This is a genomic window from Micromonospora polyrhachis, assembly GCF_014203835.1.
Taxonomy (GTDB): Bacteria; Actinomycetota; Actinomycetes; order Mycobacteriales; family Micromonosporaceae; genus Micromonospora_H; species Micromonospora_H polyrhachis.
In genome coordinates this window covers 6,976,996-7,002,867 of sequence record NZ_JACHJW010000001.1, presented here as the reverse complement: position 1 = coordinate 7,002,867, position 25,872 = coordinate 6,976,996, and the positions used below count along the sequence as shown (strand labels likewise).

The 25,872-nt window shown below is 70.7% G+C and carries 22 protein-coding genes; 14 read left to right on the top strand and 8 right to left on the bottom strand.

Annotated elements, in window-relative coordinates:
• Positions 1-2: 2 nt before the first annotated feature.
• Both FHR38_RS30940 and FHR38_RS30935 read left to right on the top strand, forming a co-directional pair.
• Complete coding sequence (locus tag FHR38_RS30940; RefSeq protein WP_184538822.1) at positions 3-1,133, top strand: enolase C-terminal domain-like protein; 1,131 nt, start codon at positions 3-5, stop codon at positions 1,131-1,133.
• 499 nt (positions 1,134-1,632) lie between these two features.
• Positions 1,633-2,076: a PPC domain-containing DNA-binding protein gene (locus tag FHR38_RS30935; protein ID WP_184538820.1), complete on the top strand. Its 444-nt coding sequence runs from the start codon at positions 1,633-1,635 to the stop codon at positions 2,074-2,076.
• 25 nt (positions 2,077-2,101) lie between these two features.
• On the opposite strand, the gene FHR38_RS30930 is transcribed toward FHR38_RS30935, so the two are convergent.
• From FHR38_RS30930 to ccsA, 5 genes are read right to left on the bottom strand one after another with little or no spacing between them, the layout of a single operon-like run.
• Positions 2,102-3,040, bottom strand: a complete 939-nt coding sequence (locus tag FHR38_RS30930) for a cytochrome c-type biogenesis protein CcmH (RefSeq protein WP_184538818.1) — start codon at positions 3,038-3,040, stop codon at positions 2,102-2,104.
• The gene (locus tag FHR38_RS30925) at positions 3,001-3,582 is read right to left on the bottom strand and encodes a TlpA family protein disulfide reductase (protein ID WP_184538816.1); all 582 of its coding nucleotides are present in this window, start codon (positions 3,580-3,582) and stop codon (positions 3,001-3,003) included. Before FHR38_RS30925 ends, FHR38_RS30930 begins: the two co-directional genes overlap by 40 nt.
• Positions 3,579-5,624 carry a heme lyase CcmF/NrfE family subunit gene (locus FHR38_RS30920; RefSeq protein ID WP_184538814.1) on the bottom strand — a complete coding sequence of 682 codons (2,046 nt, stop codon included), beginning with the start codon at positions 5,622-5,624 and terminating at the stop codon, positions 3,579-3,581. The genes FHR38_RS30925 and FHR38_RS30920 overlap by 4 nt, the downstream gene beginning before the upstream one ends.
• Positions 5,621-6,022, bottom strand: coding sequence for a cytochrome c maturation protein CcmE (locus FHR38_RS30915; protein WP_184538812.1), 402 nt, complete (start codon positions 6,020-6,022; stop codon positions 5,621-5,623). Before FHR38_RS30915 ends, FHR38_RS30920 begins: the two co-directional genes overlap by 4 nt.
• Entirely contained in the window at positions 6,019-6,780 is a 762-nt protein-coding gene (gene ccsA / locus FHR38_RS30910) for a cytochrome c biogenesis protein CcsA (RefSeq protein WP_184538810.1), read from the bottom strand. The genes FHR38_RS30915 and ccsA overlap by 4 nt, the downstream gene beginning before the upstream one ends.
• A 131-nt stretch (positions 6,781-6,911) precedes the next feature.
• Here ccsA and coxB point away from each other — a divergent pair, with 131 nt between their 5' ends.
• From coxB to FHR38_RS30860, 10 genes are all read left to right on the top strand, one after another.
• Positions 6,912-7,958, top strand: a complete 1,047-nt coding sequence (gene coxB, locus FHR38_RS30905; RefSeq protein ID WP_184538808.1) for a cytochrome c oxidase subunit II — start codon at positions 6,912-6,914, stop codon at positions 7,956-7,958.
• A 23-nt stretch (positions 7,959-7,981) separates the two neighbouring features.
• Complete coding sequence (ctaD, locus tag FHR38_RS30900) at positions 7,982-9,889, top strand: cytochrome c oxidase subunit I (protein ID WP_184538806.1); 1,908 nt, start codon at positions 7,982-7,984, stop codon at positions 9,887-9,889.
• Positions 9,886-10,503, top strand: a complete 618-nt coding sequence (locus FHR38_RS30895; RefSeq protein ID WP_184538804.1) for a cytochrome c oxidase subunit 3 — start codon at positions 9,886-9,888, stop codon at positions 10,501-10,503. Before ctaD ends, FHR38_RS30895 begins: the two co-directional genes overlap by 4 nt.
• Positions 10,500-10,946, top strand: coding sequence for a hypothetical protein (locus FHR38_RS30890; protein WP_184538802.1), 447 nt, complete (start codon positions 10,500-10,502; stop codon positions 10,944-10,946). The genes FHR38_RS30895 and FHR38_RS30890 overlap by 4 nt, the downstream gene beginning before the upstream one ends.
• Complete coding sequence (locus tag FHR38_RS30885) at positions 10,934-11,890, top strand: cytochrome c oxidase assembly protein (RefSeq protein ID WP_184538800.1); 957 nt, start codon at positions 10,934-10,936, stop codon at positions 11,888-11,890. Before FHR38_RS30890 ends, FHR38_RS30885 begins: the two co-directional genes overlap by 13 nt.
• Positions 11,887-12,267 carry a c-type cytochrome gene (locus FHR38_RS30880; protein ID WP_184538798.1) on the top strand — a complete coding sequence of 127 codons (381 nt, stop codon included), beginning with the start codon at positions 11,887-11,889 and terminating at the stop codon, positions 12,265-12,267. Before FHR38_RS30885 ends, FHR38_RS30880 begins: the two co-directional genes overlap by 4 nt.
• Before the next feature lie 115 nt (positions 12,268-12,382).
• On the top strand, positions 12,383-13,249 hold the full coding sequence (gene qcrC / locus FHR38_RS30875; RefSeq protein ID WP_184538796.1) for a cytochrome bc1 complex diheme cytochrome c subunit: 867 nt from the start codon (positions 12,383-12,385) through the stop codon (positions 13,247-13,249).
• On the top strand, positions 13,246-14,115 hold the full coding sequence (locus FHR38_RS30870; protein ID WP_184538794.1) for a ubiquinol-cytochrome c reductase iron-sulfur subunit: 870 nt from the start codon (positions 13,246-13,248) through the stop codon (positions 14,113-14,115). The genes qcrC and FHR38_RS30870 overlap by 4 nt, the downstream gene beginning before the upstream one ends.
• Positions 14,112-15,716: a cytochrome bc1 complex cytochrome b subunit gene (qcrB, locus tag FHR38_RS30865; RefSeq protein WP_184538792.1), complete on the top strand. Its 1,605-nt coding sequence runs from the start codon at positions 14,112-14,114 to the stop codon at positions 15,714-15,716. Before FHR38_RS30870 ends, qcrB begins: the two co-directional genes overlap by 4 nt.
• Before the next feature lie 140 nt (positions 15,717-15,856).
• Positions 15,857-16,792: a golvesin C-terminal-like domain-containing protein gene (locus FHR38_RS30860; RefSeq protein ID WP_184538791.1), complete on the top strand. Its 936-nt coding sequence runs from the start codon at positions 15,857-15,859 to the stop codon at positions 16,790-16,792.
• 120 nt (positions 16,793-16,912) lie between these two features.
• On the opposite strand, the gene fmdA is transcribed toward FHR38_RS30860, so the two are convergent.
• The 3 genes from fmdA to FHR38_RS30845 all read right to left on the bottom strand — a co-directional run bounded on the left by fmdA (position 16,913) and on the right by FHR38_RS30845 (position 19,402).
• Positions 16,913-18,163 carry a formamidase gene (fmdA, locus tag FHR38_RS30855; RefSeq protein WP_184538789.1) on the bottom strand — a complete coding sequence of 417 codons (1,251 nt, stop codon included), beginning with the start codon at positions 18,161-18,163 and terminating at the stop codon, positions 16,913-16,915.
• A 49-nt stretch (positions 18,164-18,212) separates the two neighbouring features.
• Positions 18,213-18,497 carry a zinc ribbon domain-containing protein gene (locus FHR38_RS30850; protein WP_184538787.1) on the bottom strand — a complete coding sequence of 95 codons (285 nt, stop codon included), beginning with the start codon at positions 18,495-18,497 and terminating at the stop codon, positions 18,213-18,215.
• Between the two features lie 191 nt (positions 18,498-18,688).
• Positions 18,689-19,402 carry a winged helix-turn-helix transcriptional regulator gene (locus FHR38_RS30845; RefSeq protein WP_184538785.1) on the bottom strand — a complete coding sequence of 238 codons (714 nt, stop codon included), beginning with the start codon at positions 19,400-19,402 and terminating at the stop codon, positions 18,689-18,691.
• Positions 19,403-19,912: 510 nt separating this feature from the next.
• Between FHR38_RS30845 and FHR38_RS30840 the strand changes: the two genes are divergently transcribed.
• Both FHR38_RS30840 and FHR38_RS30835 read left to right on the top strand, forming a co-directional pair.
• Positions 19,913-20,770, top strand: a complete 858-nt coding sequence (locus FHR38_RS30840) for a DUF4132 domain-containing protein (RefSeq protein ID WP_184538783.1) — start codon at positions 19,913-19,915, stop codon at positions 20,768-20,770.
• Positions 20,767-25,845 (top strand): DNA-binding protein, encoded by a 5,079-nt coding sequence (locus tag FHR38_RS30835; RefSeq protein ID WP_184538781.1) that lies wholly within the window; start codon positions 20,767-20,769, stop codon positions 25,843-25,845. Before FHR38_RS30840 ends, FHR38_RS30835 begins: the two co-directional genes overlap by 4 nt.
• The last annotated feature ends 27 nt before the right edge of the window (positions 25,846-25,872 follow it).

Here is a 25,872-nt window from a genome sequence, read left to right as displayed (position 1 = left end):
GCATGTTCCACATCGACCTGCCCAACTCCGACATCGAGGTGCCCATCGAGGATCTGCGCTGGGCGGTCTACCGGATACCCACCGACCAACCGGAGGCGGACGGGACCTTCCGGTGGGACGCCACCACCATGGTGCTGGTCCGGGTCATGGCCGGCGGCGCGGTCGGTACCGGTTGGACGTACGGGGCGGCGGCCGGCGGCGCGCTGATCGGAGAACTGCTCGCCGACGTGGTCAAGGGGCGGTGTGCCCTCGACGTCACCGGTGTGTACGAGGCGATGTGTCGGGCGGTGCGTAACGTCGGGCGGCCCGGGGTGGCGGCGATGGCCATCTCCGCGATCGACACCGCGTTGTGGGATCTCAAGGCCCGGTTGATCGGGGTACGCCTGACCCGGCTGCTCGGGGCCGTGCACGAGCAGGTTCCGATCTATGGCAGCGGCGGCTTCACCACCTATGACGAGATGCGGTTGCGCGAGCAGATGAGCCACTGGGTGCACGAGTTGGGCGTTCCCCGGGTGAAGATCAAGATCGGTGAGTCCTGGGGGAAGGCGGTCGAACGGGATCTGACCCGGATGCGGCAGGCCCGGGACGCCATCGGCGCGGACGCCGAACTCTACGTGGACGCCAACGGCGGCTACACGGAGAAACAGGCGATCCGGGTTGCCGACGCCATGGCGGATCTCGACGTGCGCTGGTTCGAGGAGCCGGTCTCCTCCGACGACCTCATCGGCCTGCGGGCGGTACGGGACGCGGTCAGCCCAGATGTGACCGCCGGGGAGTACGGCTATGACCTGCCCTACTTCCAGCGGATGTGTGCCGCCGGAGCAGTGGACTGTCTCCAGGTCGACGTCAGTCGCTGCGGCGGGATCACGGAGTGGCTGCGGGTCTGTGCCGTGGCCGCCGCGCACGGGCTGCAGGTCTCCGGTCACTGTGCCCCGCACCTGCACGTCGACGTGGCGGCGGCCACGGTGAACCTGCGTCACCTGGAGTGGTTCCACGATCACGTACGCATCGAGTCGCTGTTCTTCGACGGTGCCCTCGTGCCGGACGGCGGGCTGCTCGCACCGGACCTGACCGTGCCCGGCAACGGGCTGGAGTTCCGGGAGGCCGACGCCCAGCGTTACCGTGTCGCCTAGCCCGACGTGCCTGACGGAACCCTTTCGCTCGGGCAGCTCGTGCTCTTGTCGTGGTCTACGTAGACCACGACAAGAGCACGAGCTGGCCAGGTCAGCGGCGGGGGGCCGATCGGCCGGTCAGCCGCTGCGCGAACTGTCGCAACTTCTGCTGCGTGCCTGGTTTCGACATCTCGCGTCGCCCGCGGTCCGTAAGTTTGCGACCCTGCGGGCTGCTCAGGAATCCCTTGATTCGTTGGGTAACCGATGTCACGACATACCCCTTCCGGTGCTTGTCGGCAACGAGACGCGTCGCGGCTCCTGTCCGCTGGTTGGATACCCCGGGCCAGCCTTGTCGAAGCGTTCGGCGGCTGAGTCGCCTACTCGCCGGCATCGCCCTTTCCGCCGCCGAGCAGGCCCGATGTGGCAAAGAAGAGTACGCCGCCGGCTGGCTATCCCCACCAGGCCGATGACCAGCCAACCCGTCTGGAATCATCGGCAGAAGCCGGGGTATCCAACGCGAATGCGGGTGCGGGAGATCAAGGAAGATCAGCGCCGGGTCCTGGTGGTGGTCTGCGACCGGGACGAGGAGGCGGTGGCCACCCTCCGGGACGCCATTCGCGAGTACGACATCCGTGCCGCCCAGGTCACGGCGGTCGGCGGGTTCCGATCCGGCGAACTCGGCTACTTCGATCCCAATGTCCACGACTACCTGCCGATCGCGATCGACGGGCAGGTGGAGGTGCTCTCCCTGCTCGGCGACGTTGCGGAACACGATGGTCGGCCCGAGTTGCACGTGCACGCGGTGTGTGGCCGGCGGGACGGCTCGACGATCGGCGGGCATCTGCTGCGAGGCGAGGTGTGGCCGACCCTGGAGGTCGTCCTGACCGAGGTGGCTCCGTCGTTGGCCAAACGGTTCGACCCGGAGATCGGGCTCGCCCTGCTCACCCCCGACCTTCCCGGCTGACGTCGCCGGCCACGACCGGCAGTCGTCACCTGGCGTCGAGCAGGCGACGCACCTCCGGGGCGGCCGGATGGTCGGGGGCCAGGGTGAGGAAACGCCGGAGAGTCGAGCCGGCCGCTGGTCTACCACTCGCCCGCTGGGCGAGCCCGAGTATCAGCAGCGCATCCGGTTCGTCCGGCCGGCCGGCGAGCACCTGTCGGGCCGCCTCCTCGGCCGGCGTGGGCTGCCCGGCCCGGACCAGCGTGAACGCCAGCCGCAGTCGAATGTCGTCGACGGGCCGCTGGGCCAGCGCGGTCCGGTATACGTCCGCCGCGGTGGCGTACTCGCCCCGCTGTTCGAGGGAGCGGGCGAGGGTGAGCTGCGCCGCCACCGGGTCGGTGACCGCCGAGGCTGGTGGCGCGGGTTCGGACCCGGGGGGCGCGATCACGGCGATCACGCCGACGAACCCGACCAGGCTCAGGGCACCGACGTTCCAGGTCGTCCGGGCACGTACGCGGAGGCGACCGGCCGGCTGGTCGGACCGGGGCGCGGGAGAGCGATGCCGCTCCGACCGTCGATGGGTCCGCATCGCCGCCACCGCGACCGTCAGCAGTACGAGCGCCGGCACCACCCACAGCAACAGACCGAGGCCCCGGGCCGGTGGCGTCGCCAGCACCTCGGGCCCGTACCGCTCGGCGAAGTATGCCCGCACCTCGTCCGGGCTGCGGCCCTCGGCGAGTTGGGCGGCGACCACCTCGCGCATCGCGGCGGCGATCGGAGATCGTGAATCGGCTACCGACTCGCCCTGGCAGGCCGGGCAGCGTAACCCGGCGGCCAGGTCCCGCACCGGGTCGGATGCGGTGGCGCCGCCGGTCGAGCGCCAGGTCGCGAGGCCCGCACCGGCGAGCAGCACGACCAGCAGGGCGACGGCGCAGACCCGGCGGAGCGTCACGTCGCCAACAGCGGCGCCACCCGCTGTTCCAGCCACCCTCGGGTGACCTGCCCCTGTGCCCAGTGCGCCACCCGCCCCGCCTGGTCGACGACGAAGGTCTCCGGTACTCCCCGTGTTCCCCAGTCGACCGCCATGCCACCGGTCGGGTCGGCCAGTACGAGCAGGTCCTCGGCACCCGCCTCCCGCAGCAGGCTCCGGGTGGCGTCGTCGCTGTCCCGTACGGCCAGGCCGACCAGTTGGAGACCCTGCTCCGACCAGCGCCGTTGCGCCTCGACCAGGAGCGGCAACTCGGCCCGGCACGGGGCGCACCACGACGCGAAAACGTTCACCAACACCACCCGGCCGCGTAGCTTCGCGAGGTCGAAGACATCGCCGTCGAGCGTCCGACCGGCAAGTGCCGGCGCGGCGGTGCCGGGCGTACGGGTGACCGGAACCCGGTCGGCACCGGCCTGGTCCGCCGGGGAGCGGTACAGGCCGACGGCCAGGGTGACACCGAGCGTGCCGACGCAGAGCAGTGCGCCGAGCATGGTCAGCCAGCCTCGCCGCGGCGACCGAGGGTGGTGGGCAGGCTGTGTCATCGCCGGCCGACCTCTCCGACGGCGACGGGGGACTCCGACTGGTCGGTCGTGGCCGGTTGCGCCGATGCGGGGCGGGGCCGACGGCCGATGGCCAGCAGACCACCGAGCACGGTCAGGCCGCTGCCGGCCCAGAGCAGGCTGACCAGCGGGTTGACGGCCAGCCGTATCGTGGCCCGACCGCCATCCGGCGACACGGCCAGTAGCGTCGCGTAGCGGTCCCGCAGCAGCCCGGATCGGATGCCGGGGACACTGACCGTCATGTCCCGAGCGGGAAAGTAGCGCAACTCGGGCCGGAGACTACCGGCGGCCTTCCCGTCCGTGGTCAGCACGAGCTGGGCGGTCACCCGCATCTCCGCGGCACCGCCCTCGCGCTCGACCGTGGCCAGCCGCACGGCCGTCCCGCCGATCGCCATCGTCTGGCCGACGGCGATCTCCCGCTCCGTCGTACGGGAATAGGCGGATGAGGCGGCGACCCCTACCGTCACCAGGGCGACACCGATGTGCGCCAGCAGCCCGCCGATGGCCCGCCGTCGGGTGAGTAGTCCCCGGATCCGACTGCCGATGGTGGGTTTCCGCGTCGGGGCGACGGCGTTCCAGGTCGTGGTGGTGTCTCGACGTACCCGGGTGACCAGCAGCGTGCCGGTTCCGGTCAGGACGAACGCGGCACCGCCGAAGGCGGCGAGGGTGAGCATGCCGGGCCGGCTGGCCAGGCCGACGGCCGCGACCACTGCCAGGCCGACGTAGCCCGGTACGGCCAGCCGACGCAGAATCTCCCGGCTCGGACCCGTACGCCAGTGCAACAGGGGTGCGATCCCCATCAGGACGACGGCCGCGACGGCCAGCGGGACCGCCGTCCGGTTGAAGTAGGGCGGCCCGACGGCGGTCCGGACGCCGGTCAGCGCCTGTGCGACGAGCGGAAGGACGGTGCCGATCAGCACCACGGCGGCGAGGGTGGTGAGGAGGACACCGTTGCCGAGCAACGTGGTCTGGCGGGACAGTGCCGGGCCGGTCGCCGGGGACGGGGGTGTGGCAGCGGGAACGGATCGCGCCCGCCATCCGATCAGCGTGACCACGACAACCGCCGTCACCAGCACGAACACCAGCAGCATCGGTCCGAGCGCGGACTCGGTGAAGGCGTGCACGCTCTCCACCGACCCGGACCGGGTCAGGAAGGTGCCGACCAGGACCAGGAGGAAGCTGGCGCAGGCCAGGGTGACGTCCCAACCGGCCAGCGGCGGTCGACGTCGGGACATCAGCGTGGCGTGCAGGAAGGCGGTGGTGGTCAACCAGGGGAGCAGGGAGGCGTTCTCCACCGGGTCCCACGCCCAGTAGCCGCCCCAGCCCAGGACGGCGTACGACCACCAGGCGCCGAGCGCGATGCCGGCGGTCAGCAGGGACCACGACAGTAGGGCCCAGCCGCGTGCCGCCCGCAGCCATGTCGTGCCGGGACGGCCGACCAGGAGTGCGGCGACCGCGTACCCGAACGGGATCACCAGTCCGATGTAGCCGGCGTACAGCAGGGGTGGGTGCAGTCCCATCGCCGGATGTTCCTGGAGCAGCGGATTGGGGCCGGGACCACCGTCGGGCGGGGCGGTGACGGTGCGGAACGGGTTGGCGGCGAAGTAGGTCAGCGCGAAGAAGAACACGCTGACGGCACTGACCACCGTCATCGCCCAGGACTGGAGTGCGGCGCGGGCGCGCGGTCCGGGTCGGGACAACAGCGTGGCGTATCCGCCGAGGATCAGCAGCCAGAGCAGCAGCGAGCCGTCCAGGGCAGCCCACAGGCTGGTGATCGTGAAGTACGTCGAGACGTGTCGGCCGCCGTTCTCGGCCACGAACCGTACGGTGAAGTCGTGGCTCAACAGTGCCCACTCCAGGGCCCCACAGGTGAGTACGGCGGCCAGCAGTGCCGTACCGGTGGCGATCCGGGCGGGCCGGCGCACGGCCGATCCGGTCAGCGCGACCCGGAGCCAGAGCAGGGTGGCGGCGCTTGCCACGACGAGACCACCGGCGAGGGTCGCCGTGCCGATGGTGCCGATCATCCCGCCGCCGGCGGTGCGGACGGCGCCTGGTACTCGTTACCGTGGCGCACGATCACCTGATCGGAGTGGAAGATCCCGTCGGGACCGAGTACCCCCTCGACGACGGCGCCTTCTCCTTCCCGGAATGTGGCCGGGGGCACTCCGTGCTGCATGACGGTCACCTCCTGGCCGTCCTCGGTGAGCCGGAACACGGTGCGGCCAGCCTCGTGGTGGACCGACCCGGGCGCGACCACACCGCTGAGTCGTACCCGCTCGCGACTGGTGGCGGGGTCGGCGGTGACCTCTCCGGGGGTGCGGTAGTAGCGCAGGGTGCCGTTGAGGCCGCTCGTCACCAGCAGACCGACGGCGGCGGTCAGGATGGCGAGGGTGGCGTATCGGCCGCGGCGGTCCGATCTCATCGGTGTTTCCGGCCGGCCGATGCCGGTGTGCGGGTCGCGAGCCGGTCGGTCCTGTCCCGGACCCGGTCCTCCAGGGTGGCGACGCGGCGTAGGAAGACCCCACCTGCACCGACGGTGCAGGCGAGCATGCTCAGCAACAACGCGATTCCCATCAGCAGGTCGATCGGCGGCTTGCCGGGTGTGAGCACGGTGGCCGATTGGTGCAGGGAGCGCCACCAGACGACAGACCAGTGCACCAGCGGCACCAGGGCGAAGCCGGCTATGCCCAGCCGGGCGGCGCGATGCGCGGCCCGGTGTGCGGCGGGCTCACCACCACCCCCGGGGTGGTGTCGGATGGTGAGGCAGGCGGCGTAGACGAGCAGTAGGAGGACGGTGCTCACCAGGCGGGGATCCCAGGCCCACCAGGTGCCCCAGACCAGTTGTCCCCAGACGGCACCCAGAGCGATGGTGAGGGCGGTCAGGCCCACCCCGATCTCGGCTGCGGCCCGCGCGCACCGGTCCCACCGTAGGTCGCGGCGGATCAGGTACGCGAGGCTGGTGACCAGGACGGCCGCGAACGCGAGATACGCGGTCCAGGCCGCCGGTACGTGCAGGTACATCAGGCGTTGGGCGTCCCCCTGGATGTGGTCCGGTGGCGCGATCAGCAGGCTGGTGACGAGGGCGGCCCCGGTGAGCCCCGCCGTCGCCCAACCGAGAGTGCGCCGATCCGCCGCAGCCCGAGGGCCGGAGGTGAGCGGGATTCGGAACACTCCTGGCATGGTTTTCCCCGTTCCTAGCCGTTATTACGCTTTACCCCTCCACTGTCCCAAGTTAGCGCTGTTCGCGTCGTTTCATGGAGAATCCAGTCATCTGTGCAGTAGAAGACTTATTGCGCAATAAGCTGCTTCCGATGGAGAAGGCAGAGCGTCGGGCGACCATGGAGCCGACGAGCGGGCGAACGGGACGATCACCGGGTCATGCCCCGGCGATCGTCGTGCTGATCGCCACCCTGGTCCTCACCGGATGTGCCGGCGACGCGCCATCCGCCCTGGACCCGGCCGGGTACGGGGCTCGCCGCGTCGAGGGGCTGTGGTGGCTGCTGTTCTGGATCTCCGTCGCGGTCTTTGCCGAGGTCCTACTGCTGCTTGGCTGGGCGTTACTGTTTCGGCGCGGCGAGAGGACCAAGGTGCGCCGGGGCGACCCGGTACGGTTCGTCGCGGTCGCCGGGGCCGGTATTCCCCTGATCATCCTGGTCACCGTCTACGGCCTGGGCCTGCGCGAGCTGGCGGCCCTGGGCGACGGTCCGGATGATTCGGCGACGACGGTCGACGTGACCGGCCACAAGTGGTGGTGGGAGGTGCGCTACGCCGGACGTTTCGGGGCCACCGCCAACGAGATCCACATTCCGGTCGGTGAGCGGGTACGGGTGCGTCTGCGTACCGCCGACGTCCTGCACAGCTTCTGGGTTCCGGAGTTGATGCCGAAGACCGACCTGATCGCGGGGGAGACCACCGAGACCTGGCTGCACGCGGAGCGGTCGGGCAGCTACCGGGGCCAGTGCGCGGAGTACTGCGGTCTGCAACACGCGCACATGGGCCTGCGGGTGGTGGCCCAGCCCCGGGCCGAGTTCGACGCCTGGCTGGCGAAGTTGGACGCACCGGCGCCCGAGCCCCGTACCGAGGCGCAGCGGTTGGGACAGGTCGCCTTCACCCAGGGCACCTGCGCCGCCTGCCACACGGTACGGGGCACCACGGCGAACGGGACGGTCGGACCGGACCTGTCCGATGTCGGAGCCCGGTGGAGCCTGGGTGCCGGCACGCTGCCCAATGATCCCGGGCACCTGGGCGGCTGGATCGCCAACGCCCAGGTCAGCAAGCCCGGCAACGCGATGCCACCCCAGCCGGTGCCCGCCGCGCAACTGCCGAACCTGATCACCTACCTCGAATCGTTGCGGTAGGCCGTACCCGGAGAGGGGGGAACGTGTCCACGGTCGCCGAGCTACCCGCGGGAGCTGGCCCCGCGCCGGCCGAGCAGCTGGCCGCCCGTTGGGAGGAGCCCCGGACGGTACGGGCCTGGTTCACCACGGTGGACCACAAGCGCATCGGCCGGCGTTATCTGGTGACCGCGTCGGTGTTCTTCGGACTGGCCGGGGTCAGCGCGATCCTGCTACGTACCCAACTGGCCGGACCAGAGGCCGGGCTGCTGTCGCCGCAGGAGTACAACCAGCTCTTCAGCATGCACGGCACGGCGATGATCTTCCTCTTCGCCACCCCGATGCTGTTCGGGTTCGGCAACTTCCTCGTGCCGTTGATGATCGGTGCCCGGGACATGGCGTTCCCCCGGCTCAACGCCTTCGGCTACTGGGTGTTCCTCTTCGCCGGGGTGTTCATGTGGGCCAGCCTGCCCGCCGGAGCCGCGCCCAACGGCGGTTGGTTCGCCTACGTACCGTTGACCGACGAGGTGAACAGCCCCGGTCTGCACCTGGACGTCTACACGTTGGGCCTGCTCTTCCTCGGCATCTCGACCACCGCCGGCGCGATCAACTTCATCGTCACCGCCCTGAAACTACGCGCCCCCGGTATGTCCCTGAACCGGGTGCCGATCTTCGTGTGGGCGATCGTCGCCACCTCGTTCATGGTGCTCTTCGCCCTGCCGGCGCTGAACCTCGACAACGGACTGCTCTTCCTGGACCGCCGGTTCGGCACGCACTTCTTCGATCCCGAGGCCGGCGGCAACGTGCTGCTCTGGCAACACCTGTTCTGGATCTTCGGCCATCCGGACGTCTACATCATCGTGATGCCAGCACTGGGAATCGTCTCGGCGGTCCTCCCGGCCTTCTGTCGACGCGGCCTGGTCGCCTACCCACTGGTCGTGCTGGGTGTCGTGTCGATTTCGATCATCTCGTTCGGGGTGTGGGCGCACCACATGTTCGCCACCGGGTTGCCCCAGCTCTCCCTGAGCTTCTTCAGCGCGGCCAGCTCCATCATCACCATCCCCTCCGGCCTACAGCTCTTCGCCTGGCTGACGACCATGCTGCTGGGCCGGCTGGTGATGCGGGCGCCACTGCTCTTCGTCATCGGGTTCATCGTCACCTTCGTGATCGGCGGGTTCACCGGGGCGATGTTCGCGCTGACCGCGTTCGACCAGCAGGTCACCGACTCGTACTTCGTCGTCGCGCACTTCCACTACGTACTCTTCGGTGGCGCGGTCTTCCCGATCCTGGCGGCGGTCTACTTCTGGCTGCCGAAGATCACCGGCCGGATGTTCAGTGAACGGCTGGCCCGATGGGCGTTCTGGCTGATCTTCATCGGCATGAACGTCACCTTTTTTCCGATGCACCTCTCCGGGCTCTTCGGCATGCCCCGCCGGGTCTACACCTATCCGGAGGGACTCGGCTGGGACCCGTGGAACCTGCTGGCCACCCTCGGGTCGTACATCCTGGCGGTCGGCCTGCTCCTGGTGGTCGTCGGGGTGGTCCACGCGCTGCGCCGTGGCAAACCGGCCGCCGACGACCCGTGGGGCGGCGACACCCTGGAGTGGGCCACCACCTCCCCGCCCGCCCCCTACAACTTCCCGGTGCTGCCCGAGGTGCACAGCCTGCATCCGGTCTGGGATCCCCGGACCGCCGAATCCGTGGCTGCCGGGGCACCCGAGGCCCGGACCCTGGCCGAGGGCCGCCAGACCATCCGCACCAGCGAACTGGATGCCCGCTACGAGCAGCCGATCGAGATGCCGGAGTCGTCGTTGCGCCCACTCGTCGCCGCGACCGGACTCCTGGTCGTCTTCGGCGGCCTCCTCTTCGACTGGTACTGGGTGGCGGCCGGCGGCGGCCTCCTGCTCGCCCTGACCATGGTCGGCTGGCTGTGGCCGCCAGCGGAGCCGACGTGAGGGGCGGCGTGGCGGCGGTGACCGAGCCAGCGGCGCTCGCCACGGAACTGCCCGCCGGCCGGTCCACCGGCTGGTGGGGGATGGCGCTGTTCATCGCCACCGAGTCAACGCTCTTCGCCGCCCTGTTGGGCAGCTACTTCTACCTGCGGTTCCAGGCCGGACCGCAGTGGCCGCCGGCCGGGATCCGTCCCCCAGAACTGTTTCTACCGCTCATCATGACCGCGCTGCTGCTACCCAGCAGCCTGCCACTGCTCTGGGCCGAACGGGGGATCCGCCGGGGCCAGCAGTGGCGACTACGGGCCGGGTTGGCCGCCACCATCGCACTCGGTGCGTCGTTCCTGAGCCTGCAGGCGATGGAGTACGCGTCCAGCCTCGAGGAGTTCACCTTCACCACCGACGTGTACGGCTCGCTGTACTACGTCATCACCGGCTTCCACGGCGCGCACGTCACCATCGGGCTACTGATGCTGACCTGGTTGCTGGCCGCCGCCCTCCGCGGCAAGTTCGGCGTACGTCGGCACGAGCGGGTCCGGATCGCCGCGCTCTACTGGCACTTCGTCGACCTGGTCTGGGCAGCCATCCTGTTCACCGTCTACCTGTCCCCACGGCTGTGACCACCGATCGACTGCCCGACCGGCGGACGGGTCTCATCGGCGGACTGCTGTTGTGGTTCGGCGTGCTCGGCGGTGCGCTCGCCTGGACGGTGCACGCGCTGGCCGCCTGGAGCATCGACGAACTCGCCTGCGCGGCGGGAAGTTCCGAGGTCGCGGGCATGCCCCTGCGATACGTGATCGGGATGACCGTGCTGATTCCGGCCGCAGCCGCGGTCGCCGCGTTGGCGGTCACCTGCCTGGCCTGGCGGCGTACCGAGCCCGGCCGGGCCGGGAGGTGGCGTACTTCGCAGGATGCCGGGTCGCCGCGCGCCGGGACCGTCGGCCACGCGTTGGGCCGGGCCCGGATGCTGGCCCTGGTCGGCCTGGCCTCGAACCTGCTGTTCCTGACTATCATCGTCCTCGGTGGTGTCGCGACCCTGGTGTTCCCGCCATGCCAGCGCTGACCCTCCTCACCGGAGAGTTCGTGCCGCTGGCCCACGGCGGTACGGACGGCACCGGGCTCTCCGGGGTGGTGCTCGTCGTGTCGACCGCTGGTCTGTTGGCCACCTACGGCCGAGGGGTGCACGAGCTGTGGCTGCGCCGGGGCATCGGGGCGGTCGTACCAGCCTGGCGGGTGGTTTCCTTCGTGACGGGAATTGTCGCGCTGGGCGCCACCCAGACCGGGCCGCTGCACACCATGGCGGAACGCTCGTTTGCCGGTCACATGGCCCAACACATGGTCTTGCTGCTGATGGTCGGCCCGTTGCTGGCGGCGGGCGCGGCCGGACTACCGTTCGCACTGGCCGGCCCACGGTGGCTGCGTCGCCGCTGGGCCCGTTGGCGAGTGGGCGCGATAGGGCGGTGGCTACGCCGGCCGCTGGTCCTCGCCACGGTGGCCGGTACGACCCAGAGCCTCGTCCTGTGGCTCTGGCACCTGCCGGCACCGTACCGGGCGGTGCTGCGCGACGATGCCCTGCACGCGGTGCAGCACACGACGTTCGTGGCCGCCGCCTGGCTGTTGTGGTCGACGGTGTGGGGAGCGCAACGGCACCGCCTGCCCGGCCCGGTCGGGATCCTGCTGCTCTTCCTGACCATGCTGCCCGCCTCGGCGCTGGCCGCCGCGCTCACCTTCGCACCCGAGCCGTTGTATCCGACCGGAACACAGACGACAGCCGACAGACTGGCGACGACCACCCCGGACGCCCTCGCCGACCAGCAGTGGGGCGGCCTGGTGATGTGGATTCCGATGGACGTGGCCGTGCTGGTAGCGGCGGTGATACTGGTGCTGCGCTGGTTCGGTCGCCTCGATCGGAGGACACCCGCCGGGCGGGACCTGATGCCACCGGAGAGCAGCGATCCGACGCCACCCGACGAGCGTGACCGGGTGACGCGGAAGGTGACGAGATGAGGCGGAACCGTTCCCTGTGGCCGGCCGCTCTGGCGTTGGTGTGTGTCGCCACTGCCTGCACCCGGGTGTCGCCGCCCCCACCACCCGAGGCGGGTAGCGGTTACCCGGCCCGGGGCGCACAGCTGATCGAGCAGTACGGCTGCGGCAGCTGCCACACCGTACCGGGGGTCGACCGGGCCGACGGACTGGTCGGGCCTCCACTGACCCGGTTCGGTGCCCGTTCCTACGTGGCGGGGGAGCTGCCGAACAACGCCGAGAACCTGCGGCACTGGATCGAGGATCCGCAGTCGGTGGAGCCGGGCACCGCCATGCCGGATCTGGGCGTCGGACCGATCGACGCCCAGGACATCGCCGCCTACCTGCTGACACTCGACTGACCACACCAGACGTTCAACCGACCGACAAATGCGTGACTGACCGACGGATGCGTGACTGACCGACAGGGAAAACCGATCGGGGCGACCCGGGACACCAACGAGGGGAGTGGAACCAGTGACCGTAGCCGGAGAAACCGGCCGGCCGTCCGGCCGCCGCCAGCGGTACCGGGCACGAGCGGCCACCGCCGTACTGGCCCTGGTCATCGGGCCGGCGCTGCTCGCCCCCGCCCCGGAGCCCAGCCCGCCGCCGGTCACCGCCGCGCCAACTCCGACGGGTGGCGGTGTGCCGACGCCAACTCAGACGGGCACCAGCGGTCCGTCCGAATCGTCGGCCGGGCCAACCCGGGACCGGGGGACCCAGCTCTACCTGGAGAGCTGTGCGAGCTGTCACGGACCCGGTGGTGAGGGTAGCCAGCGCGGCCCGACCCTGATCGGCGTCGGACCGGCGTCGGTCGACTTCCAACTGCGTACCGGCCGGATGCCGCTGACCCGGGTGCGAGCGCAACCCCCACACCGTGACCCGGTCTTCACCGCACCGGACATCGAGGCGCTGGTCCGGCACGTGGACAGCTTCGGTGGCGGCGGCCCGCCGATCCCGCGCGTCGGGCCTGGTGACGTCCGCACCGGCCGGGAACTCTTCCTGGCCAACTGCGCGGCCTGCCACTCGGCGACCGGGGCCGGCACCGCGCTCACCAACGACCAGGTCGCCCCGGCACTGGACCGGTCGACCGCGATCGAGGTTGCTGAGGCGGTGCGGGTCGGTCCGGGCCTCATGCCCGCCTTCCCCGGCACGGTACTCACCGACCAGCAGGTCGACGCCCTGGCCGCGTACGTGGGGGTGTTGCAGTCGGACCAGTTGGATCGCGGCGGTGCGGCGCTCGGCCGGCTTGGACCGACCACTGAGGGGCTGGTCGCCTGGGTGGTCGGACTGCTGCTGATCGTGCTGGCCGTTCGCTGGCTCGGCACTCGGGCGGACCGATGACCCGGCCCGAGCAGCAAGCCGATCGGCGCGACCGGGCCACGTCGCGGCTGATCGCTGGTGCCTTCGCCATCAGCGCACTTGGTGCGGTCGGTTTCGCGGTCGGGTACGTCACCGGTGGCCAGACACAACTGGCCGGCGCAACCCTCGCGGTTGCCTTCGCCGGCCTCGCGGTCGGGTTGGCGATCTGGGCCCGGAAACTACTGCCCACCGGCGGGTACGTCGAGGAGCACGAGCCGTTCGCCTCGCCACCGGCGCAACGGCGGCTCGCGGCGGCAGACCTGACCGGATCTGGCAGCCCGATCCGACGACGCGGCCTGCTCGGCGCACTGGCGCTGGCGTTGGGGGCGCTCGGCGTGGCGGCGCTCTTCCCACTGCGCTCGTTGCTGCCGGTGGGAAGTCGGCGACCGGACCGGGCCCTGCGGGACAGCCCGTGGGCGGCCGGAGTGCGACTGGTGACCGCCGAGGGAAGGCCGGTCCGTCCCGACGACGTGACCGACGACTCTGTCCTGCCGGTCTTTCCCGAGGGACATCCCCGATCCGGCGACGGCCCGGCGTTCGCCGTACGCCTCGACCCGGCCCGCTACGCCGTGCGACCGCCGGCCGGGGACCTGGCCGGGCTGGTGGTCCACTCACTGCTCTGCACCCACGCCGGTTGCCCGGTGGCCCTCTACCTCAAGGGCACCGGGCGGATGCTCTGTCCGTGCCACCAGTCCGCCTTCGACCTGCTCGCCGGTGCTCGGCCGGTCGCCGGCCCGGCGGCCCGGGCCCTGCCCGGCCTGCCGGTCGAGGTCGGGCCGGACGGATTCCTGCGGGCGACCGGTGACTTCACCGCACCGCCCGGTGCCGGATTCTGGAGCCGGCAATGATCGTCGGCCGGTTGGTACGGGCATTGGACGACCGGCTGCGGGTCGCCCCGGTGGCCCGGCGCGCACTGGTCAAGGTGTTCCCCGACCACTGGTCGTTCATGCTGGGCGAGGTCGCGCTCTACTCGTTTGTCGCACTCGTGCTGACCGGCGTCTATCTCACCTTCTTCTTCGAGCCGAGCACCGCGGAGCGGGTCTACTCCGGCGCGTACGAGCCGTTGTCGGGGTCGCGGGTCTCGTCCGCGTACGCCTCCACCGTGGAGTTGAGCTTCGACGTACGTAGTGGTCTGCTGATCCGGCAGACCCACCACTGGGCGGCGCTGGTCTTCGTCGGCGCGATCGTGCTGCACCTGCTGCGGGTCTTCTTCACCGGTGCGTTCCGCCGGCCAAGGGAGATCAACTGGCTGATCGGCGTGACGATGCTGGCGTTGGCGCTGCTCAACGGTTTCACCGGCTATTCGATACCGGATGATCTGCTCTCCGGCACCGGCCTGCGGATCATCTACTCGGTGGTCGAGTCGATCCCTGTGGTCGGCACCTGGGTGGCGTTCCTCGCCTTCGGGGGCGAGTTTCCGACCGGGCAGATGATTCCGAGGATGTTCATCACCCATGTGCTCGTGGTGCCGGCCGTCCTGGTCGCGTTGATCTCCGTACACCTGGCGATCCTGGTCCGGCAGAAGCACAGTCAGTTCGCCGGATCGGGTCGTACCGAGTACAACGTCGTCGGTTCCCGGTTCTGGCCGAGCTATACGCTGCGTACCCTGGCCCTGCTGGCGTGGGTGTTGGCGGTGCTCTTCGCTCTCGGTGGACTGGTGCAGATCAATCCGGTCTGGATCTACGGTCCGTTCGATCCGGCGCAGGTGACGGCACCGGCCCAACCCGACTGGTACGTCGCCTGGGGCGACGGTGCCCTGCGGCTCTTCCCACCGGTGGAGTTCCGGATCGCCGGCTACCTGGTGCCGGCACCCTTCCTGCCCGGCGTCGTGCTCGGCGGCCTCACCTTCGCGGGCCTGTACGCCTGGCCGTTCCTCGACCGCCGGCGGGGTCGGAACCGCGCCGTACACCAGTTGCTGGACCGGCCCCGGGACCACCCGGTCCGACTTGCGGTCGGCGTCGCCGTACTCGTCTTCTATGCCCTGCTGGTCTTCGCGGCGGCGGACGACGTCGCGGCCCGGCTGTTGCGGGTGTCGCTGCTGGACGTGGTGTCGGTGCTGCGGATCCTGGTGCTCGTCGCCCCGCCGGTGGCCGGGGTGGTGGCCTACCTCGCCGCGTCCGCGCTACGCCGAGCACAACCGCCACGGCCGGTCGAGGGACGGATCGAGGTGTGGGCCGACCCCGACCGGGTGTGGCGATGGGGCTACCGCGAGCCGTCGTCGCGACGGTGGCTGACCGGCAACCGGGGCTTCCTGTCCCAGCAGGAGGCGGTGACCGCTGCTGGCACGGCCTACCCGGGACACCAGGTCGTCGTGGTGTCGCCGCCGCCCGAGGCGACCGGTCCGGGCGTGGCCACTCGTGTCGCGGGTCGCCTCGCTCGGGCCACCGGTTACCTGGCCTTGCTTGTCATCGGTGTGTTTCGATGGCGACGAGGTCGGCCGCGTGGATGATCCGGGCCGGTGATCCGGGAGCGTGGGTTGCTGGTCCGATCGAGATAATCTCGTCTACGTCAATGTAGAAGTCTTTCCAAACTTCGATGACCTTGGTTGGATAGTTTCAGCCCGGTCATGTGGAGTGGGAAGAAGGCCTCATGAGGAAGAGATACCTGCGCGGGTGTGTGCTGGCCACAGCGGTGGCGATGGCAGCCGCGATCCTGACGCCAGCGACGGCCGCCAGCGCGGCGACGACCATCGTCGACAACGACACCGCCGGCCGCTTCACTGCCAGCGGCAACTGGGGTAGCTCCGCCTGGTCCAGCCAGCGTTACGGAGCCAACTACATGTTCGCCAGCCCGGACACCTCGGCCAGCGATGCGGCCTGGTACAAGGCTGACATTCCCGCCGCTGGCAACTACCAGGTCGAGGTCTGGTACCCGGCCGACGCCGGCTACAACGACTCGACGCCGTTCGTCGTCGTCGCCAGCAGTGGCAGCCAGACCGTACGGGTCAACCAGCGGGCCAACGGTGGTCGCTGGGTGAGCCTCGGGGTGTTCCCGCTCGCCGCCGGAGACTACAACGTCGTCGGGGTCAGCCGCTGGACCACCGGCACCGGATACGTCGTCGCCGACGCCGTCCGGATCACCTCGTCCTCGGGTGGGACCGAGTTCTCCATGCCCCTGCCGCGCACGGCTCTGCCGCGCAGCGAGTACGACGACCCGCACCACGACTACCCGGCGATCGACCTGCCGGTGCCGACCGGGACCGCCGCGTACGCCGTCCGAGCCGGCACCGTCACCCGGATCAACGACAGCTCCTGCGGTCAGGGGATCAACCTCACCGGTACGGACGGCGCGATCTACACGTACTGCCACTTCTCCGCCTGGTCGGTCGCCAGCGGTGCCACCGTCACCGCAGGCCAGCGGATCGGCTCGACCGGCAACACCGGAAACTCCACCGGCCCGCACCTGCACTTCGGCATCCGGACCGGCACCGTACGTCGCTGCCCGCAGAACTTCCTGCTGGCGCTCTACGACAACGTCACTCCGCCGGCGGCGACGAGCCTGCCGACCAGCGGCTGCTCCTACTAGTCAGAACTCGCGGGCAGCGAACCGGCACGCGGCGGTGTTCGGCAGGCGCCGTCGCGTCGCGTCCCCTGGTGGTATCGGGTGCGGGCTACCAGGGGACGCCCCCCGAGCAGCCCGCCCCGGCTAGGCGGCCCGAGGGGCACCGATGCCCGGATCGATCCGGACCGGGCCGCCGGCCGACGGCCGTACGTCGAAATCGAAGATCGCGGTCGGCAGGTAGACCGTCGCGCAGGAGTTGGGGATGTCCACCACCCCGGAGAACCGCCCCTCGATCGGGGCGGAACCGAGCAGCAGATAGGCCTGCTCCGGGCTGTAGCCGAACTTGGTCAGGTAGTCGATGGCGTGCAGGATGGCCCGCTGGTAGGCCAGTTGCGAGTCCAGATAGCGCTGCTCGCCGTCGAGTGTGACGGAGAGCCCGGAGAACGCCAGCCACTCACAGTACTGCGGCGCCGTGTTACCCGGCATGAAGATCGTGTTCTCGCCTACGCCGTAGGTCTGCATGCCGCCCTTTATCAGGTCCACGTGCAGGTCGACGAAGCCGCTCATCTCGATCGCGCCGCAGAAGGTGATCTCCCCATCGCCCTGGGAGAAGTGTAGGTCGCCGATGGAGAAGTTCGCGCCGGGAACATAGACGGGATAGAAGACCCGGGTCCCCTTGGTGAAGTTCTTGATGTCCTGGTTGCCGCCGTTCTCCCGGGGCGGCGCGGTCCGTGCCCCCTCGGCCGCCACCCGGTCGAAGTCGGCCCCGGTGAGGGAACCCAGGATGGCGTCCTTCGGTTCGGGCGGCAACGCCAACGGCGGCACCCGGTCCGGATCGGTGGCGATCAGCCGGCCCTCCCGGTCGTGCCACCGGGCCAGGAGCTCGGCCGAAGGTGCGGTGCCGGCCAGACCCGGGTGCATCATCCCGGTGAACTTCACCCCTGGAATGTGACGCGAGGTCGCCGTCTGGCCGCTGAAGTCCCAGATCGCCTTGTAGGCGTCCGGGAACTGGTCGGTGAGGAAGCCGCCGCCGTTCTTCTTGGCGAAGATGCCGGTGTACCCCCATCCCTGGCCGGCCAACGGGCCGGAGTCCTCCTGGGGGATCGGGCCGATGTCGAGGATGTCGACGATGAGCAGGTCGCCCGGCTCAGCCCCCTCGATGCGGAACGGTCCGCTCAGCGCGTGTACGACCGACAACGGAGCGTCCCGGATGTCCTCGGCCGAGTCGTCGTTGCGCATGAATCCGTCGAACCATTCCCGACAGTCCACCCGGAAGGAGTCACCCGGCTTGACACTGGCCACCGGCGGGATGTCTGGATGCCATCTGTTGTGGCCGACCTTTTCCTGGTCGGTGAACTTCTTCGATGAATCCAAGGGGAAGACAAGCTTGGGCATCGGCGATTCCTCCAGTTGGATCGCGCCAGGGCCTGGCCATCGGCGCTGGTCAGGGCCGAGGTAGTCGGGCGTGGCCGGGACGTGCCGGCCGCCATCGCGCCGGCCGAGATCGGGACGGAATCCGGGTCACCACCTCGGGTGTCTCCGCGCTCCGCCGCGCGTGGTCGATCGCCCCGACCAGGGACTGGGGGGTGCGGGCGAGCATCGGTGTGGAGAAGATCCGGGTCGCGGCGTTCCCACAGACCACGCACCGGAGCTGTGGACCTGCCGAGCCGATCGGCAGGGTGACCTCGAAGCAGCCGTCCTGTGGGCATCGGTATTCGTATCTGGCCATCTCCGCCCCCGTCCCCAGATAGGAAGTCGTGGCGCCTGTCGCTCGCGCACGGTCCGATGTCGTAGCCCGGCTCTTGACCGAACCCCGGCAGGCGGACAAGGAAAGCATGGAAGGTGGACAAGTTGCGTCGCAGAGGAACGCGGCAAGTAGTGATTACTGTGACCAGGGAGGCAGTTGGGAGTGGGTGTTGATCAGTGAACTCGTCCAACACCGACCGCAGTGGGCACCGGACGATCCGCCGGGCCGGTGCCGAGACCGAGCAGATACAGACAACGAGGCACGGCGGCCGGATGGCCGGTCACCGTGACCGCGCCGCTGACCAGTGCCTCGACCGGATCGAGAGCGCCACTGCCGAGGTCGAAGAACGTCTGTTCGTCGGTCGCGATCCGCAGTGTGGTGGCGGCAGCCGGCCCGGGTCGGGTCTGTGTCCGACCGTTCTCGACCTGGATGTGGAACACTTCGCCGGCCACGTCGAACTCGTAGGTCTCGTCCACCGTGGACCGGTTGGGATCGACCATCGCCTCGATGGCAAGCGCCGCCCACGAGGCTCGCCTCACCGAGCCCCGTAGCTGTCCCCGGTGCTCGGCGAGCACGGACAGACCGAACCGCGCCATGGCCAGTACCGGCTCGCGCAGCCTCTCGCCCAGCATCGTCAAGGCATAACCCGCGGTACGACGCTCTGCGTCGAGGGAGCAGATGATGCCGGCTTCGGTCAGGAAGGTGAGTCGATCGGCGAGCAGGTTCGTCCCGATCCCAGGCAACGCGTCCAACAGGTCTCGATAGCGACGTGGCCGCACCAGCAGCTCGCGGATGATCAGGAGAGTCCACCGCTCACCCACGATGTCCAGCGCGAAGGCCAGCCCGCACTGCTGGTCGTACGTCCTTCGGTTTCGGTGCTCTTTCACTCCTACTCCCAGGTGCGTCGCCGCAGTTGTTCGCAGTGCTCTTTAATAAGAAATAGTACCGTGGGGTGAACGGCGCCGGACCCCGTGCACCCGTGTCAGTGACCACCGCGCCGACGAACCCCGAGGTGCTGGCCCTCATCGCCGCGATGCCCAGGGTGGAGCTGTGCGTTCACCCTGAAGCTTCCACTCAACCGACCACACTGCTGGGTATCGCCGGTCGCAACGGGCTTGTGGGAGTCGCCGGCCTCTCCGTGGGCCCTTTTGATGTGACCTGAGTCACTGGTCGATGTTTCGTCTCGGCTGTGCTGATGCTTCCCGGACCGGCCGGACCTGCGACTCTCGCGGGTCCCGTCCCACTCGTCCCGCCGGCCCCCAGGGCCGATGCGCCCACCGCCGCCCGCCGATGGGTGCCTGTCGTGTCGGTCACTACTGTTAGCGTTCCGTGCGTCGTCGATCGCAGGCGATTCCTCACGAAATCTGGCTAATTCGCCACTGCGGAGGGTGTTCCTGATGGGCTGGCTACCGGTGGGAGACTCGTACGAGATCTCCCTTGTGGACGGGAAGGTCACGGCCCGCTCTGTCGGCTTGCGGGCCACCGGGCGTCCACTGAAGACCCTGCCGAAGGTGCTACGGGACGACCCCGAGGTCGACCGGTTGCGCCAGCTCGCCCAGTGGCTGGACCGGCACAGCGCTGAATGTCTGGCCCGGGTCGACGCCTGGGTGGTCTCCTCGCTGCCGGTGCCGACCGGGCTGCTGGCCCGGGTCTGGCCAGACCCCGCCTGGCAGGACGCGCTGCGCGACCTCGTGGTGCTCGGAGACGACCCGGCCGAGCCGGGTTTCCTGCGGGACGTCACCGACACCGGCGACCTGCGCGTGGTCAACCTCGACGGGGACACCGTCCGGCTCTCGCCGGCCAGCGCCACGCTGCCCCATCCGGTGCGCCTACCCGACCTGACGGACCTGCGTGAGTTCGCCGACGAACTGGACATCACCCAGCGGGTCGAGCAACTGCACCGGGGCACCTGGGGTCGACCCGCCAACGTGAAGGAACGGGACACCACGATCACCGACTACCACGGCACCACGGTCCCCAACCGGCTGGCCGCCCGGGCCGCCGCGCTCGGCTTCCGGGTCTCCGGCTCGCAGGTCAGATGCCGGGTCTGGGAGGCCGGTCGCACGGTCGAGGCCGCTATGTGGTTCGACGAGGACTACTGGGACTCCGAGGCGACCCTGGGCAGCCTCTCCTGGTCGGTCGTGGACGGGCCGACGCTGCGGTTGACCGAGGTCGGGCCGGTGGCCTGGTCGGAAGGAATACGGATGGCGACGGCACTCTCCGGCGCCCAGACCGGAACGGGGGAGAAGGCGTGACCGGGATGACGACCATGTCGGACGGGGATTCGGCCGAGAGCCTGCTGGCCGCTGGCGCGGTGCTGCCGGTCGACACCGCTGGCGCTGGCGACCGGGCGGTTCCCCTCACTGTCCGCACCTACCGGCACCCGGCTCTCGACGACCGGCCGGTGGTCCGCCTGGTCGACGCCGCCCTCGGCGAGGGCGAGGACATCGCCGTCGGGTTCCTCGGCCTGACGCCGGGAGCCGAACCGGCCGTCGTCGGGCTGGGCCCGCGCCGCCCGCTGGCCTTCCCGGAGTGGGTGCTGGTGCACCACCCCGCAGACGGCCGGCACGCGTTGGCGGTGGTGCCGGAGTTGCAGAAGCTGACCAAGCAGGTCCGGTCGCGGCCGAAGGCCGCCCTGGACGGACACCAGGGCATCGCCGACCGGTTCGCCCGTACGCTGCCGCACTTCCTGCCGACGTTCTTCGAGCAGGCGGCGCGGGTGTTCCTGGCCGCCGGGCAGGACGCCTACGCGACGCAGCTGTTCAACAAGGCGCGCAAGGCGGAGGCGCAGCACGGCCTGCCGGTCGACCTGAACCGGTTGGACGAGGTCTACGTGGAATTCGCGGCGGCCAAGGTGGTTTCCGCGACCGCGCTGGCTGGCCACGCGAAGGCGCTGTCCGCCCAGTTGCCGGCCGACGAGGCGCTGGACCGGTTCTGCCGGCTGGCGCTACGGGCCGCCGCGGGCGGCGTGGTTCCCTCCACGCAGTCGGCCAACGCGGTGAACCGGCTGGTCCGTGCCGCCACCAAGGCCGCTGGTAAGGCCGGTGCCACCGTCGTCACCGACCGTGAGGCGGCCTACCTGGCCGAGCTGCTCCGGCTACCGGTGGCCGCCGAGGCACCGGCCGGCTGGTGGAAGGCGCACCTGCCGGCGGTGATGGCGCTGGCCGGCCGCGACCCGGCGGTCCGTGGCAGCCTGCTCGATCTGATGCCCGCCGACCGGGACGACCTGGTCATGTGGCTGACCCTGTTGGCCGACACCGGTGCGCTCGCCGGACTGTCCGACCCGGACGTGCCTGACCCGGCCCGCCCGCAGGACGGCTCCGTCGGCTGGCTGCGTCGCATCGTGAAGCGGGCCGACCCAGTCCGCTACCGTCCATTGCGGGAGCTGTACCCACTCGTCGAGCGGATGGCCGCCCGGCTGCGCGCCGAGCTGGCCGACAGCGGCGCGACCCTTGCCGTTGACGGCGACCTGGACCTGCTCGACCTGCTGCTCGCCCTCGACGTGCCGGTGGCACCGCCGAGGGAACGCGACACCCTGAACCTGGCGCACTGGGTGAACGTTGAGGGACAGCGGGATCTGCTCGCCCTGACCGGTGACGACCGGTTCGCCGGGGCCCTGCGCCGCGGCCTCGACCAGGTCGACAATCAGCAGCAGGCCCAGCGCCGGCTGGCCGGGACGGCGGGCGTCCGGCCGTTGCTGACCGACTGGCTGCGGGCCCGGATCCGCGACCGGTTCACCACCGGGCTGCCATATCTGCCGGAGGCGGTGAACTGGCTGGGCAGGATCCCGGTCGAGGCGCTGCGCCTGGTGTCCGACGAGCCCGGCGGATCGGGTGAACTCGGTCCGGGCAGCGAACTCCGGGAGGCTCTCGATGTCGATCTCACCGAGCACGTCGCCCGCAGCCTGCGCGGCGGGATCATCGACGAGCTGGGCTGGCCGGACTGGGAGCTGGCCTGGCAGGAGGTGACCGGCGGGGACCATCGGGTCGAGGTGACCCGGCACGAAGCCTGGCCGTACGTGATCCTGGGCGGGCCGACCACGGTACGCGTGGTCGGCGCCGAGGGCATCGTGCTCCGTCACGACCTGCGCATCCCGGCCGGCGACATGTGGGGCCAGCCCGGTTACCACTACGTCGACGGCCAGTTGCTGGTCTTCTGGCGTTCCCGGGCGTTCAACTACGACGCGTGCGGCTACTGGCACTCGTCGCCCGGCGAGCCGCAGGCCATCAGCGGCTATCTGCACGGCGGCCGGGAGCGCCGCAACGAGATCACCCTGCCGCTGACCGGCGGCGGGCGCACCACCGGCGACGGTGTGCTGCACGTCGGTGACACCGCTGTCCCGGTGGAGCTGCCGGTCATCACCGACGGCATCTCCCACTGGGTCCACCGCTCCGGCGCGGAGAGCGGCGACCGCGGCTGGCGCGAGTACGACCCGGCCAGCAACACCCACGGCCGGCGAAGCCTACCCCGGTTCCTGGCCGAGCTGCCGGTGGACGGAAGCCGCCTCCAGGAGTCGGCCAGCTGGCTGCGGCCGGCCCTGTCCGACCGGGCCACCCCGGCCGCCGCTCCGGTGGACGGTCTACTCGGCTGGCGGGTGGTCACCCTTCCGGACGGCTCGGTACGCGGCGAGGACCTGGCCGGTCGTACCGTCACCGTGGCCCCGGGACAGGCACCGATCGCGGCGCTGGTGCTGCCCGGCGACGACCGGCCGCGGGCCGTACTCAAGGGTCTCGTCCTGGTCGACCCGGACGGTGTGGTGTCGGCCACCGCCGGAGCGTCGTCCGGCCGGGACTACACCTCCAGGGTGGTCCCGCTGCCGTTGCGGGAGTTCCTCGGCAACCTGCTGCCCCGGGATGTGGCCGGCTCCACCGCCCTGCGCCGGGTGGACCGGCACACCGCCGCCACGCTGTTCAAGGCCGCCCTCGACGAACGTCGCGCCACCCTGGCCGAAGAGGCCGCGCGGGCCGCGGCCAAGGCGGCGAACCGATCCGGGCTGACCACGGCCACGCAGGCCATCACCGGCTTTTCTGTCGCCGTCCCGGCGTCCACTGGCGGCGCACCGGGCGGTCCCTCCGGCACCGGCGCACCCGGCACCGGTGCCACCGCCGACGAAGACGACAAGGACGCGTTGGTCGAGCTGGTCCGCTCGACGATGCCGGCGATCAGCCATGACGCGGTGCTGGCCGGGGTAGCCGGGGTGCTGCGGCTGGCCGCCCGGGTGCGTACCGACCTGGAGGAGGTGGCCGAGCGGCTCACCAGGTCGCTGTCCGCCCCGAAACCGGTGGCACCGGTGGTCACCGCGAGCGGACCCACCGACACGCAGCTCAACCTGGCGCTGGACGGCCTGCGCGGCTCGGCCTACGGGGCGAGTGACTCGACCAAGGCATTCACCCAGTTCCAGGCGTTCGCCGCCCAGCGGTCCGCCACCACCGGAAGCGAACCCGCCGTACGGCTGCACCTCGACGGACCGTCGCTGCCGGACGCTCTCGACTGGTGGTCCCTGCTCGGCGGTGTCGCAGCCGTCGCCTACCGGGCCGTCGCGGCGGTCACCCCCGACGAACACCGGGAGACGCTGCGCGCCCTGCTCACCGAGCTGGACCAGCTCGGCCTGGGCGCGACGGCCGAACCGGCCCGGTGGCACCGGTGCACGCTGCACCTGCTGGACGAGGACCTCAACAACCCCGACGGCACGCGCCGGTACCCCGGGCCGGGCATCCTGCCGTTGCCTGACGGGGCATTCATCGGCATCCTCAGCAGCAGCGGTACGAGAACCGGCTACTCCTTCGACGCGCTGCACCACGATCCGGCCGGCGTGTTCGCCGTTCCCGAGCCGTACACGGTGCGCTCCTCGGTGCCGGTCGGTGACGAACGGCAGGCCGGCTGGCTGGCCGGTTTCCGCACCGAGTGGGCCGCTCGCGGCGTACTGCCCTGGCGGCCGGAAGCGGCCGAGCAGTTCGCCGAGCTGACCGGCGTCACCCCCACCGCCGCGAAGCTGGTGCTGGCTGGCCTTCCGTACGCCGACTCGGCGAACACCGTTCCGCCCGAGCTGCGCAAGGCGCTCGGGATCAAGCAGATCGGCGAGGTCAAGTTGGCCTTCGGGATGCTGAACGAGGCCAGGCCGAAGCTCCGGCGGGCGGTGGTCTCGGCGTTGCTGCCGGACGACCCGGCCCGGCTGTGGACCGACGGTCCGGACGTGACCGCCGCCGCGGCGGTCTGGAACGCGGCTCTGGGACGTCGGGTGGCGGTGCCCGAACAGTTGCTCGCCGAGGCGGTGCGCACGGTCCGCACCGGCTGGGGGCCGGCGAAGGCGTTGCCGGCGCTGCTCGACCCGGCCCGTTCGGCCGAGCTGACCACCGACCTGGCCTTCGAGATCAAGGGCGACCGGGCCCGGTCGGTCGACGGCCAGGCAGAAGGCTTCACCGGTGAGGTGCTGCGCTCCACGGTCGCCCTCACGGCCTGGGTCGCCCACCACACACCGGCCGGCGATCCGTGCCGGGCCGCGCTGCCGGCCGCGCTGGCTGCGATCCGGGCCCGGCTGACCAACCCCCGCCTGCTGCTCGACCTCAACCAGTACGCCTCCCTGCCCGCGTTCCGCCAGGTGGCGGGCACCCCGTCGGAGACCGGACCGGGTTGGGAACGGTACGGCGCCATCGTCCTGGCCACCCACGACAACCAGCCCTCACCCGCGCTGCGGCCGGACCTGCTCGACGCAGACGGGACGGATCCGTACCTGCCGGCGCTGCGGTCGGACGCGGCCAAGCCGTACCCGACGGAGGTGGCCCTGCGCCTGGCCCGCGACCCACAGTTCGCGGCGCTGCTCGGCGATCCGGGGGAGCCGGGCGGCGGTGCGCGGGCGACGGACGGCACCTGGTGGCCGCAGGATCCGACCCGCTCGGTGCCCGAACTGGTCACCACGGTGTCCGGGGAACACGGCCTGGGCGTCGACGCGGCGGCGGTGTACCTGATGCTGCTGGCCATGCCGGACCCGACCGACCGCAACACGGCGAAGTGGACCGGCTGGAAGCCGACCCGACTGAAGGCAGCCCGCGCCGAACTGGCCGGCACCGACCTGGTCGTCGAGGCCAGCCGGCCCCGGGCCGGCCGGTCGCTGTTTCTGCCCGGCCCGTGGCTGGAGCGCGGCAGCGGGCAGGCGCCGATCGAGGGCTGGAAGACCGCCCTGTTCGACCTCGCACCGGACGGCACGGCCGGGCTCGACGTGACCGTGCCGTTCGAACCGGCCGCCGACCTCTACCGGCGGGCCTGGCAACGTCTCCGCGACGGCGACCGACCCCGGTTCGACAACCTGCCCACCCGCGGCACCCGCCGCTGACCCCCGTCCAAACCAGAGAGATCGAGG